Consider the following 11,905-nt stretch of genomic DNA (forward strand, 5'->3'; position numbering starts at 1 on the left):
TCACGCCGGGTCGGCCGTGGCTTTCCTGGCGGCGGGCTTCTTTGCCGCTGGCTTCTTCGCGGCCGGCTTTTTTGCAGGTGCCTTTTTCGCGGCCGGCTTCTTGCCCTTCTTGGCTGGCGCGGCGGCGGCCCGTGCGGCCAGCAACGCCACGGCCTCGTCCAGCGTCACGGCGGTGGGTTCGGTGCCCTTGGGGACGTTGGCGTTGGTGGTGCCGTCGCTGATATAGGGGCCATAACGGCCGGACAGCACCCGTATGGCAACGCCGCTTTCCGGGTGCGCGCCCAGTTCGGCCAGGGCCGTCGCCGCCCCGCGCTGCGGCCGGCCGCCAGCCGCCTTGGCAGCCGCGGCTTCCGCCAGATTGACGACGGCGGCGTTCATGCCGATCTCGAACACGTCGGCCGTGCTGGTCAGCCGGCCATATTTGCCGGCGTGCGCCAGATAGGGGCCATAGCGGCCGATGCTCGCCGTGATCGGCTCGCCGGTTTCGGGGTGCGGGCCGATGGTGCGCGGCAGATTGAGCAGCTTCACCGCCCAATCCAGATCCTCGGGGCCGGTGATGCTGACATCCTTGGGGATGGAGGCGCGCGGCGGCTTTTCGCCATCGGCACCGCCTTCGCCGCGCTGCACGAAGCGGCCGAAGCGCCCGGATCGCAACGTGATCAGTTCGCCGGTGACCGGATCGGCGCCCAAATCCACCGGGCCATCACTGGCGCCGCCCTCGCTGGCGAAGGGGCGGGTGTATTTGCATTCCGGATAGTTGGAACAGGCAACAAACGCCCCGAACCGCCCGGTCTTGAGGCTGAGGCGCCCGGCCGCGCAGCGCGGGCACAGGCGCGGATCGCTGCCGTCGCCGCTATCTGGGAACAGGAACGGCGCCAGATATTCATCCAGTGCCGCGGTCACATCCGATGGCCGCTGCTCCATGATCTCGGCGGTCTTTGGCTGAAAATCCGCCCAGAAGGCGCGCAGCAATGCCAGGTAGGACGCATCGCCGGCCGACACATCATCGAGCTGCGTTTCGAGGCCGGCGGTGAAATCATACTCGACGTAACGCGCAAAGAAGCGCTCCAGGAACGCCGTGACCAGCCGGCCCTTTTCCTCGGCATGGAAGCGGTTCTTTTCCACCCGCACATAGGCGCGGTCGCGCAGCGTGGTCAGCGTGGAGGCATAGGTCGATGGCCGGCCGATGCCCAATTCCTCCATGCGCTTGACCAGCGTCGCTTCGCTGAAGCGCGGGGGCGGTTCGGTGAAATGCTGGGTGGCCTGCACATCTTTCGCCGCGCAGCGATCGCCGCCGGCCAGCCGCGGCAGGCGCGCTTCGTCATCTTCGTCATCGGCCGGCTTCTCGTCGCGGGCTTCGCTGTACAGCACCAGGAAGCCCGGCGAGATCACCACCTGGCCGGTGGCGCGCAGGCCGTGGCGACCGTCGTCGTCATACAGATCGATCGTGGTGCGCTCCAGCCGGGCGCTGGCCATCTGGCTGGCGACAGTGCGGTTCCAGATCAGCGCATAGAGTTTCTCGGCATCGGAATCCGCCCGGCCGGGGCGGCGGGAGAAATCGGTGGGGCGGATGGCTTCGTGAGCTTCCTGGGCGTTCTTCGCCTTGGTGGCATAGAATCGCGGCTTTTCGGGCAGCACATCGGGTTTGCTGCCATAATCCTGCGCGATCAGATCGCGCACGGCATGCATCGCTTCGGCGGCGATCTGCACGCCATCGGTGCGCATGTAGGTGATGCGGCCATCTTCATAGAGGCCCTGCGCGACGCGCATCGTGTGGCTGGCGTTGAAGCCCAGCCGGCGCGACGCCTCCTGCTGCAGGGTGGAGGTGGTGAACGGCGGGGCGGGGTTGCGGCTGACCGGTTTGGTCTCCACGGTCCGCACCGAAAAGCCATTGTTCGCAATCGCTTCCCGCGCAGCATTGGCTGCAGCATGGTCGAGATCGAACTGGCCCAATTTCTTGCCGTCCAGCACGGCGAGGCGCGCCATGAAGGTGGCGCCATTCGGCGCGATCATCTCGGCCGCCACGCGCCAATATTCGCGGGCGACGTGGGCTTCGATATCGCGCTCGCGCTCCACCACCAGGCGCAGCGCCACCGATTGCACGCGGCCCGCGCTCTTCGCGCCGGGCAGCTTGCGCCAGAGCACGGGGGAGAGGGTGAAGCCGACCAGATAGTCCAGCGCCCGGCGCGCGAGATAGGCATCGATCAGCGGCTGATCGAGATCGCGCGGGGCCTGCATGGCGCGGGTGACGGCGGTCTTGGTGATCTCGTTGAACGTCACCCGCCGCGCCCCGCCCTTGGGCAGCGCGCGCTTGTCCTTCAGCCATTCCAGCAGATGCCAGCTGATCGCCTCCCCCTCGCGGTCCGGATCGGTCGCCAGGATCACGCTGTCGGCGCGCTTGGCGGCCTCGCGGATGGCGCTCAGCTGCTTGGTGCGATCGGCCGACACCTCCCAGGCCATGGCGAAATCGGCTTCGGGGTTCACCGATCCATCGCGCGGCGGCAGATCGCGCACATGCCCGAAACTGGCCAGCACCTCATAGTCGCTGCCGAGATATTTGTTGATGGTCTTCGCCTTGGCCGGCGATTCGACGATTACGAGTTGCATATGGTCCTCACGTGTACGCGCGAGGGTGGGGTGGGGTTGCAGGGGGCGTCAAGGGGGGCGGGGTCACCAGCTCCAGCCGCACGCTTGCAAAGCCGCATATATGTGTGCGAGACCGTATGTAAGAAGCGTCTAGGGCTCACTATGAACTTCCAGCCGATGAAACTCATGCTAGAACGCGTTGAAAGGCATGGTCAGGACTCCGACACTGCCATGTTCCATGAGTTACTTTACGCCTCGGAGCTTCTTTCAAAAATCACAGCAGCAGCGTTACTGGCCTCGGTGGATGATGATCGTGAAAACCACCGATATAGGCTTGCACATGGGCTTGTAAGAGCGGATGGGGTTGGTGAATGGGCACGGGCGATTGACGAAATCCTTGGAGGTCCGGCTTCGCAGCATCTTGCGTCAGAACTTCTTGACACAAGAAGGCAGTTTACTGAACGACTAGGCAAGGGAAGCTGGCAATTCCAGGCCGTTAATGACCTAAATGCTGTACTGTCGGGGTTGGGGTTAAATCCTCAGCCCATCGGTGAAAAAGTTCCGTTCAAAAAGTGGTTTTCGCTATTTGCAGAGATCAGAAACAAGACTCGAGGCCATGGCGCTCTAACCCCTGCAACCTGCGCGAAGCTGGTACCAAAGCTTTATTCTTCGGTCAAACTTGTCAGTGATCACAATCCTATTTTTTCACTTCCCTGGGCATATCTTCATCGAAACCTGTCCGGCCGTTATCGCGTCCGAGCGCTCGGTGGAGAGCAAGCGGTGTTCGAAAAGCTGAAGACCGCCGCCGCAACGAATGGCGAGAATCTCCCCGATGGAATTTATTTAAACGTTGGACGTTTTCGGCGCGTTGAATTTTTACATACAGACCTCGATGTATCAGATTTCTTTGTCCCAAACGGAGCATTCAAGGCCACTGGTTTCGAGTTTCATTCAATGATTTCTGACAATAGAATTAAGGGAGACGCGACACCATACCTACTCCCAGCCGGTGAACGACCACCAAGTGAAACAGAAGGCAAAGGTGAATTAGAAGTTGTTGGGCGTACTTTCAGCAATCTGCCAAGCAACCCGATCGGCTATGTTCACCGCCCAGAACTGGAGTCCCAAGTACGAGATGCATTAATAAATGACCGCCACCCTATCGTTACACTGGTTGGTCGTGGCGGCATCGGTAAAACTTCACTTGCACTTACGCTTCTTCGAGAAATAGCCGATACTGATCGATACGAAGTAATTATATGGTTTAGTGCGCGCGACATTGATCTAACTGAGTCTGGCGCAAAGCCAGTTCAGCCAAAGGTATTGACTGAGAAGGAGATTGCCGATCAATATCGTAAACTGATTGGAAGTGATGTATCAAACAACAATCAAAAATTTAATTCTATTTCGGAGATGGCTTCTCACCTTACAAAGAGTCCGCTAGGTGCCACGCTCTTTGTCTTTGATAATTTTGAGACTGTCCGTAGTCCGGTTGATCTCTTCCAGTGGATAGATCTCAATATACGCCTTCCAAATAAGGCTGTGATCACTTCTAGATTTCGTGATTTCAAGGCTGACTATCCGATTGACGTATTCGGAATGGAGATTGCGGAGGCAGAAGAGTTGGTATCTCAGTTAGCCCGCTCTCTAAAAATAGAGAATATTATCGGAAGGAAAGAAAGAGAGATCATTATCGAAGAGTCCAATGGACATCCTTACGTAATTAAGATAATGCTTGGAGAGATAGCAAACGCTGGAGTGTTTTCTAAGCCAATACATCTTATGGCCAGGAAGGACGATATTCTTGATGCCCTGTTTGAGAGAACCTTTTCAAACTTGGCCCCGGTTGCTTCACGAATTTTTCTCACGCTAAGTGGTTGGCGCTCATTAGTCCCCCAGCTCGCAGTAGAGGCTGTATTTTTGAGGCATGGAGAGGCCGGTGGTGATCCAGAGGGCGGCATCGACCAACTGGTAAGGATGTCGTTGGTTGAAAGGGTTTCGGCAAATGACGGAAGCGACTTCCTTCAAGTTCCCTTGACGGCTGCCATATTTGGAAAGCGGAAGTTGGAGGTGAGTCCATTTCGTGCGCTGATAGAGAGTGATGTTAGACTCCTCCAAGATATTGGAGCGACAACGGCAACAGGTCTGAAAGCCGGTCTCGGACCAAGGGTGGAAACATTTTTTAAGAAGACAGCACGAAATCTAGCGTCAGGGGCAAGAACGTTGGAAGATGTTCGCCCGATTCTTGAGTTTTTAGCTCGCGGATATCCTCCTGCTTGGCTACTTATGTCTCAGATGGAACAAGAGTTTGGAAGCTTAGACCGTCTCGAAAGATCTGCGGAGGCAATCCGGCGGTTTCTCGAAAGCGAGCCAGATTCGTTGAATGCTGCTGAAGCATGGACCCGTCTAGCCTCTTTGTATAGGTCCATGGGGAACGTACTTGGCGGGTGCGATGCTTTTCTGAAGGCTTCTGAAGTGACAGATCCGCCCTTATATCAAATCAGCGAAATGGTAAATTGGCTGAATTCCTCTCCAGAATTAAAGGAAGGGTTTGAATTCACCGACAGAAGTTCGATCTTTAAGCCCATGGCTAGACTAATGGAGGCGAGATTAAGTGAGGCCACCGCTACAGATCTGTCTCGTTTAGCATGGTTACATCTTCATTCAGGTGATACAATGAGATCGCTCGAAGTGGCAAAATTAGGTCTGTCGCGTGACCCATTTAATAATTATTGCCTCCGTTTAGTTACTAAGCTGAGCGAGTAGCTGATAAGATTTCACTCGAACGTCACCCGCCCGCCGACGTTGCGCGCCATTGCCCCCTCCAATTCCAGATCGAGCAGGACCGTCGCCACTTGCGCGGTGGGCAGGCCGGATTGGCGGACGCGTTTATCGACCTGCACCGGAGCGGGTGGGAGGGGGGGAGAACAGGGCGAGCAGCGCCGCGCGGGCGCTCACGCGCCCTTTGGATAGGCCGTCACCAATCGTGGCCGGTCATCGCCGGCATCGATGATCCACACGCTGGTGATGCAGGGGTCGCGGCCATCGGGGGAGGCCAGCGCACAATGCACGACGAATTTGCGGCCGTGCGGGCTGGTCTGCTCGTTGGCGACAGGGTGGCGCTGCGGGTGGCCGGCCAGGCTGGCGGCGCGCGTTTCGGCATCGAAGCCATGATCTTGCAAGAAGCGCGCCTTGCCGCCGTTCTGCGGATGGGTGGGATCGAGCAGATGAGCGCTGATCTTGCGCAGATCGACGCCAAGGGACTCTGGCGCTGCGTCCGCGCCGGGCAGGCGGGTCATGCGATCTGGTTGAGCTCGATTGTCACCACGGCATGCACGGGCTCGATGAATTCGACCTCACACGCCTTGCCATTGGCATAGACGGCGACGACGACGTCTTCGGCGCCGGCCGGGATGGTCACGCCATCGGCCGCAACGTCCACGGCCAAGCGCACCGAATCGAGTTCGGCCAGCGCGGCGCGGTTGCGCAGGGGGAAATTCACGACGTTCATGAGGCGATAAATACCACGCCGATATCCCCAATGCCACCCGCCCGCCGGCATGGCGCACCGCCGCGCCCTCCAGTTCCAGATCGAGCAGCACCATTGCCACGTGCGCCGTATCAAGCAGGGTCTGGACGAAGCGCTAGCGTTTGCCGATGGCAATGATGATGGCGCTCACGTCCATCAGGTCACGGTGCCTGATGTCGATGTCGCCGCGATCCGCGCCAGCACTGGGCTGTCGCAAGGCGCCTTCGCCCGCAGCATTGGCGTTGCAAGGGGCACTTTACTCAACTGGGAACAAGGACGTCGTCGTCCCACCGGCCCGGCACAGGTTTTGCTCGCGATGATTGCCCGCAAACCCTCGTTGGTCAGCGAGCTCCTGCGCTAACAGTCTCCTAGGAAGCCCCAGCGTTCCAGGGTGGAAGAACTGTACGCAAGGGGACCCGCAAAGCTTCTCGCTGGACACTCCATCACCGTCACCATTGAAACTGCAGCATCTCAGGGCTTTGTCCTGACCTGAAAGGACCGTTAGATGCGAGCAGTTTGCAAGGAGCTCCATGCGTGGACGCAAGTGATGACATCGACCCGCTCTGGGCACCGCGGTCCGATGCTCTGCCCGGCTGGTTTCGTGAAGCACTCGCTGTACCTCGCGAGGAAGGCTTCATCGACGTCGCGGGAACGCGCATCCATTATTTTCGGTGGGGCGACGCCAAGCATCCCCCGATCCTGATGACGCATGGCTTTCTGGCGCATGCGCGGTGCTTTGCCTTCATCGCACCGTTTATGGCGGGGGACCATCACGTTATCGCCTATGACCTGTCGGGAATGGGCGATAGCGCCAACCGGCCCGGGTGCGACGCGCAGGCGCGCGGCGCCGAGATGGTCGGGGTTGCCGAGGCGCTTGGGCTGTTCGATGGACGGGCCAAGCCCGTCATCATTGCGCACAGCTTTGGTGCTTCCGTCGGCTTGACCGCGATGGCGTTGGCGGCGGAACGATTTTCCGGCTTGATCCTGTGCGATATGATGGTGCTGCGGCCCGACGTGCTGGAGGCGCGGAACCGGCAAGGAAATGGGCGTCCGGGCTCGGGCGACCCCAACAAGCCCCAACGCCGCTACCCGGACTATCCCACTGCGCGCAGCCGATACGTGCTTTCGCCGCCGCAGCCTGTCGGTGAGCCATTTCTGATGGATTACATGGCCTTTCACTCGCTGCGTCGGGCCGGCGAGGAATGGACCTGGAAGTTTGATCCCGAAGTTTTCCGTCAGGACAGCGCGGAGCAGGGATGGCATGAGATTGGCAAGCGCCTGGTTGCAGTTCCCGGTCGCAAGGCCATCGTGTATGGCGCAGAAAGCCTGTTGTTCACAGCTGACTCGGCTGAATATGTCCGGGAATTGGGCGGCACCGACATTCCGATCATCGCTGTTCCAAAGGCGCGCCACCACCTCATGCTCGATCAGCCGCTGGCGTTGGTCACGGCGCTCCGCACAATACTCGAACTTTGGCGGACCAACGAAAATAATTGCCCAACTGTGTAAAGACGTTCCTCAGCTCGATGAGCGACCCGCTTGAGCCGCAGTCATCAATCGGAGAAGCCGGCACCTGTGCTGGCATGGGCGACGCCGCCATCCACGGTAATCGTGTCGCCGACAACATAATCGCCGGCGCGGCTCGCGAGGTAAATGGCGGCGCCGGCCATGTCCTCGTCAACACCAATGCGACGGGAGGGGATGAATTTGGAAATCGCTTCGCCGTGATCGCGCGCGACCCGGTTCATCTCGCTGGCAAAGGCGCCCGGGGCGATCGAGGTGACATTGATGGCATCGTTCACCAGCCGCGCCGCCATGCGCCTGGTGAGATAGATAAGCGCCGATTTGGAAGCGTGGTAGCTGTAGGTTTCCTGCGGATTGAGCCGGATGCCGTCGATCGACGTGATGTTGATCACCTTCGCCGGCTGCGCGCGGGTGCCCGACGCCTTCAACAGGCCGTGCAGCGCCTGGGTGAGGAAGAACGGCGATTTGACGTTCAGATCCATGACCTTGTCCCAGCCGCTTTCCGGAAACGCCTCGAACGGGGCGCCCCAGGCGGCGCCGGCATTGTTGACGAGGATATCGAGCCTTGATTCATGCGCGGCGAGCTGTGCGGCAAGCGCCTGGCAGCCCGCGACGGTCGAGACATCCTGTGGCAGCGGGATGCAGTTCGACCCAAGCTCCGCCGCCGTTTCGAAGCAGGCAGGCGCCTTACGTGACGAGATGTAGACCTTGGCGCCCTGGGCAATGAAGCCGGCGGCGATCATCTTGCCGATGCCGCGGCTGCCCCCGGTGACAAGTGCCACGCGGCCATCGAGGCGGAACAGGCTGCTGGTATCCATGATCGTGTCTCCTTGAATCGAGGCCGCTGGAAGAGGCCAGGCTGAACGATCAGTGCAGCCCGGTCTCGTGCCGTCCGACCACCATGTGGTGCACCTCGTCCGGACCATCGGCAAAGCGCAGGTGGCGAACGTCGGCATAAAGTTCGGCCAGCGGTGTCCATTGCGAAATGCCGGCGGCACCGTGGATCTGGATGGCCTGGTCGATGATCTGGCAGGTCTTTTCCGGCACCATCGCTTTCACCATGCTCACCCACACCCGCGCCTCGCGGTTGCCCAGCACGTCCATCGCCTTGGCCGCCTTCAGCACCATCAACCGCATCGCCTCGATCTCGATGCGGGCGCGGGCGATCAGTTCCAGATTCTTGCCCAGCATGATCAGTGGGCGGCCGAACGCCTCGCGGGAATTGCCACGTTTCACCATGTAATCCAGCGCGATCTCAGCCTTGCCGATGGTGCGCATGCAATGGTGGATACGCCCGGGCCCCAGCCGCACCTGCGAAATCTCGAACCCGCGGCCTTCGCCGAGCAGGATATTCTCATACGGCACCCGGACGTTTTCAAAGCGCAGATGCATGTGGCCGCGCGGCGCGTGATCTTCGCTGAACACATGCATCGGCCCCAGGATCTTCACGCCTTGCGTGTCCATCGGTACCAGGATCTGGGATTGCTGGCTGCTCGCCGGGCCATCGTCGCTGGTGCGCACCATCACGATCATCACCTTGCAGCGCGGATCGCCGGCACCCGAGATATAGAATTTCTCGCCGTTGATCACCCAGTCCTTGCCATCGCGCACCGCGCGGGTGCGGATATTCTTGGCATCAGACGAGGCCACATCAGGCTCGGTCATGGCATAGGCCGAGCGGATTTCACCGGCGAGCAGCGGCTCCAGCCAGCGCTGCTTCTGCTCGTGCGTGCCAACCCGTTCCAGCACTTCCATGTTGCCGGTGTCGGGCGCCGAGCAGTTCAAGGATTCCGATGCCAGCGGCACCTTGCCCAATTCGGCGGCGATATAGGCATAATCAAGATTGCTCAGCCCCTCGCCGGTTTCGGCATTGGGCAGGAAGAAATTCCACAGGCCCGCCGCCTTGGCCTTGTCCTTTGCCGTCTGCAGCAATTCCAGCTGCCCCGGCGCCCAGCTCCAACGATCGGCCCGGCCCTTGCCCAGGGCTTCGAACTCCTCCGCAATCGGCACGACATTGTCGTTGATGTGGCGGACAACGGCATCGAACAGCGGCCGCGCCTTTTCCGACATGCGCAGATCGTTCATCTCGGGATTGGTGAAGATATTGGTCATTCGCTGGGTCCTCTTGTCTGCCCGCATGCTTGCCGCCATGCCATTGGCGCGCAAGCCCATCATTTGGTGATGGTCCTCGGACGTCGACTCATAAAGCCGCGCGGCTGCTTTCGCCCCTGAATCAGCCATTCGTTCATTCATCTGCTTCGCGCCTTATAATCAGCCGTTATGGCTGGAAGCGCATCAGCCTGAAAGCGGACGTCATTGTGGTTGGTGGGCGATTGAAAACGCACGTGCTCCGTTGTCACCCTGCGGCGAAGTGACGGTGGAGTCGAAGGCCAAGTTTGCTGGACTGACCGCGGCGCAAATCGAAGCCTAGATGGAGCTCAAGGCTTGCTGAAACCTTCCATGTTGAGCAAGGTCAACCGATGATCGTCACTGTAGCGTTCAATGTAAAGAATCACGTCGAAGTGATGGAAGGCTGGCCTATCAGATTGGGCAATAGAAGCTTTTTCCTAGAACGTGAGGCCAACGTACTGAAGCGCGTTTGCGTCTCCTTCTACGGCGTGGACGTCGCGCAAGCTCCGCATTTGCAGCCGGCTGTGTCGGAGACGGAGATTCCGCACATCACGATAAAGGGAGGCGAGCATGCCGCTCTTGCTCGGAAGAGCATCATGAATTGGCAGGCCGTCATCAGTGGCCAGCAGATTGTAGATATCGACTACGACTATTACGAATTACGCTTCCGCGCAGAAGACGTGAGTGAAGAAGCCAATATCCATCTCACTTCGTTTCGCTCAAATCCTAACGATATTCTGAATCGGGGATGTGATTTCGAGCAGATCGGAAGGGCATTTTGTGTAGGTCAGATTTCAGATGATCGAATCGAGTCGACCTCACATTTTCGGGAAGGGCGACTAGCGTACGGTGCCGGTCGTTACATCGATGCATACAATAACATGTATCTGTTTCTCGAGACGCGATTCTGCGATGGAAAGACTGGCAACGACAAGCAAACGTATCTCCTAGCGAAGCAAGTAGAGCTCTGCGAAGCCATCGAGAGCAATGCAAAGGTGTTCTCCAAGCAAGGCTCAACTGGAGCGTCTGCGTTCCATCTATTCAAACCTGACTCTACCACCGTCGAAAAAATTCAAGCACTGGTACTCCTGCGTGGAAAGCTGCGTCATCACTCTCTCAAGAGTCCGCAGCGTTGGGATCCAAATAAGCAGAATGAGTACGAATTTGCAGCAAGATATCTGGGTGCTGTAGTCGGAGACATTGTCATCAAGGAGTCAATTGATGACATTTACGGACCCATTGCACTGAAAATGTTCCGGGAAATCTCGGTCGCTACAGGAAATGAGACCAAGATCAAGGTGAACACACATCGGCTCAACAAGGAGCGAATGCTCGTATTGGACATGAGCTATCCGACGACCGTCGTGTCCAGCAAGCTTTGCCTTTCGGCGCTACAAGGCGCCGTACAAGCATGTGAAACGTAAGCGGTGTCCTGACCCCATCTTGCTGAGTGCGATGTAAGCCGCGAGTCCTGCTGGCCCGGTTGCTGGCGGTGCTGATGCTATGATGATGCCATATGACGATGCTAGCGCGATCCCTGGTGGGGAGGCGCGGATCGAAGTGTTCACAGCCAAGGCGCGGCGCCGCCCTTGGTCGGATGAGGACAAGGCGCGGATCGTCGCTGAGAGCTATGCAGATGACGCCGGGACGGTGAGCGCCGTGGCGCGGCGGAACGGCATCTGCCCAAGCCAGCTGTTCACGTGGCGGCGCGAGTTGCGCACGCCGGTGCCGTCAGCCGATGCACCGCTGTTCGTGCCGGCGGTGGTCGAGGAGCCGGTGCCCTTGGCATCGCTGCCTGAGCGTCGATCTCGCCCGCAGCACCCTGCTCGCCGCCGGCACCGTTCGCCACGTAGCCAAGGTGCCGCGCCGATCGAGGTCAGCATGGACGGCATCTCCGTGCGGATCGGCCGCGGTGCCGACGCCGCGCTGATCACCGCGGTTCTGGACGCATTGAAGGGCAACCGGTGACCGGCCTCGGCCCGACCGGCGCTACGCGGGTGCTGGTAGCGACGCGGCCGGTGGATTTCCGCAAGGGCATGGACGGACTGGCCGCACTGGTCACCGCCCGATTTCGCGGCGTTGAAGCCGGCAGCGACTCCGATCCCGGCGGGGGCGCTGAATTTCCCGCCGCCGACA

General features: G+C 59.6%; 11 protein-coding genes. 5 read left to right on the forward strand and 6 right to left on the reverse strand.

Annotated features, from left to right (window positions below):
• The gene (topA, locus tag ACTIEZ_RS10955; RefSeq protein WP_439546714.1) at positions 1-2,607 is read right to left on the reverse strand and encodes a type I DNA topoisomerase; all 2,607 of its coding nucleotides are present in this window, start codon (positions 2,605-2,607) and stop codon (positions 1-3) included.
• 141 nt (positions 2,608-2,748) lie between these two features.
• Here topA and ACTIEZ_RS10960 point away from each other — a divergent pair, with 141 nt between their 5' ends.
• Positions 2,749-5,352, forward strand: coding sequence for an NB-ARC domain-containing protein (locus ACTIEZ_RS10960; protein WP_439546715.1), 2,604 nt, complete (start codon positions 2,749-2,751; stop codon positions 5,350-5,352).
• Positions 5,353-5,363: 11 nt separating this feature from the next.
• Here ACTIEZ_RS10960 and ACTIEZ_RS10965 read toward each other — a convergent pair whose 3' ends face one another.
• The 3 genes from ACTIEZ_RS10965 to ACTIEZ_RS10975 are packed head-to-tail and all read right to left on the reverse strand — an operon-like array spanning position 5,364 to position 6,097.
• Positions 5,364-5,489 (reverse strand): hypothetical protein, encoded by a 126-nt coding sequence (locus tag ACTIEZ_RS10965; protein WP_439546716.1) that lies wholly within the window; start codon positions 5,487-5,489, stop codon positions 5,364-5,366.
• A gap of 51 nt (positions 5,490-5,540) precedes the next feature.
• Positions 5,541-5,885 (reverse strand): DUF6883 domain-containing protein, encoded by a 345-nt coding sequence (locus tag ACTIEZ_RS10970; protein WP_439546717.1) that lies wholly within the window; start codon positions 5,883-5,885, stop codon positions 5,541-5,543.
• Positions 5,882-6,097 (reverse strand): DUF4926 domain-containing protein, encoded by a 216-nt coding sequence (locus ACTIEZ_RS10975; RefSeq protein WP_439546718.1) that lies wholly within the window; start codon positions 6,095-6,097, stop codon positions 5,882-5,884. The genes ACTIEZ_RS10970 and ACTIEZ_RS10975 overlap by 4 nt, the downstream gene beginning before the upstream one ends.
• Positions 6,098-6,146: 49 nt before the next feature.
• Here ACTIEZ_RS10975 and ACTIEZ_RS10980 point away from each other — a divergent pair, with 49 nt between their 5' ends.
• On the forward strand, positions 6,147-6,476 hold the full coding sequence (locus ACTIEZ_RS10980; protein WP_439546719.1) for a helix-turn-helix domain-containing protein: 330 nt from the start codon (positions 6,147-6,149) through the stop codon (positions 6,474-6,476).
• 173 nt (positions 6,477-6,649) lie between these two features.
• Positions 6,650-7,624 (forward strand): alpha/beta fold hydrolase, encoded by a 975-nt coding sequence (locus ACTIEZ_RS10985; protein ID WP_439546720.1) that lies wholly within the window; start codon positions 6,650-6,652, stop codon positions 7,622-7,624.
• Between the two features lie 44 nt (positions 7,625-7,668).
• Here the strand turns inward: ACTIEZ_RS10985 and ACTIEZ_RS10990 are convergent, their stop codons facing one another.
• On the reverse strand, positions 7,669-8,457 hold the full coding sequence (locus tag ACTIEZ_RS10990; RefSeq protein ID WP_439546721.1) for an SDR family oxidoreductase: 789 nt from the start codon (positions 8,455-8,457) through the stop codon (positions 7,669-7,671).
• Positions 8,458-8,506: 49 nt separating this feature from the next.
• Positions 8,507-9,751, reverse strand: a complete 1,245-nt coding sequence (locus tag ACTIEZ_RS10995) for an acyl-CoA dehydrogenase family protein (RefSeq protein WP_303794200.1) — start codon at positions 9,749-9,751, stop codon at positions 8,507-8,509.
• 368 nt (positions 9,752-10,119) lie between these two features.
• Between ACTIEZ_RS10995 and ACTIEZ_RS11000 the strand changes: the two genes are divergently transcribed.
• The gene (locus tag ACTIEZ_RS11000; protein ID WP_439546722.1) at positions 10,120-11,193 is read left to right on the forward strand and encodes a hypothetical protein; all 1,074 of its coding nucleotides are present in this window, start codon (positions 10,120-10,122) and stop codon (positions 11,191-11,193) included.
• A gap of 82 nt (positions 11,194-11,275) precedes the next feature.
• Positions 11,276-11,737 (forward strand): IS66-like element accessory protein TnpA, encoded by a 462-nt coding sequence (gene tnpA / locus ACTIEZ_RS11005; RefSeq protein ID WP_439546723.1) that lies wholly within the window; start codon positions 11,276-11,278, stop codon positions 11,735-11,737.
• Positions 11,738-11,905 lie beyond the last annotated feature (168 nt).

It is taken from the genome of Sandarakinorhabdus sp., assembly GCF_051860625.1.
GTDB lineage: Bacteria > Pseudomonadota > Alphaproteobacteria > Sphingomonadales > Sphingomonadaceae > Sandarakinorhabdus.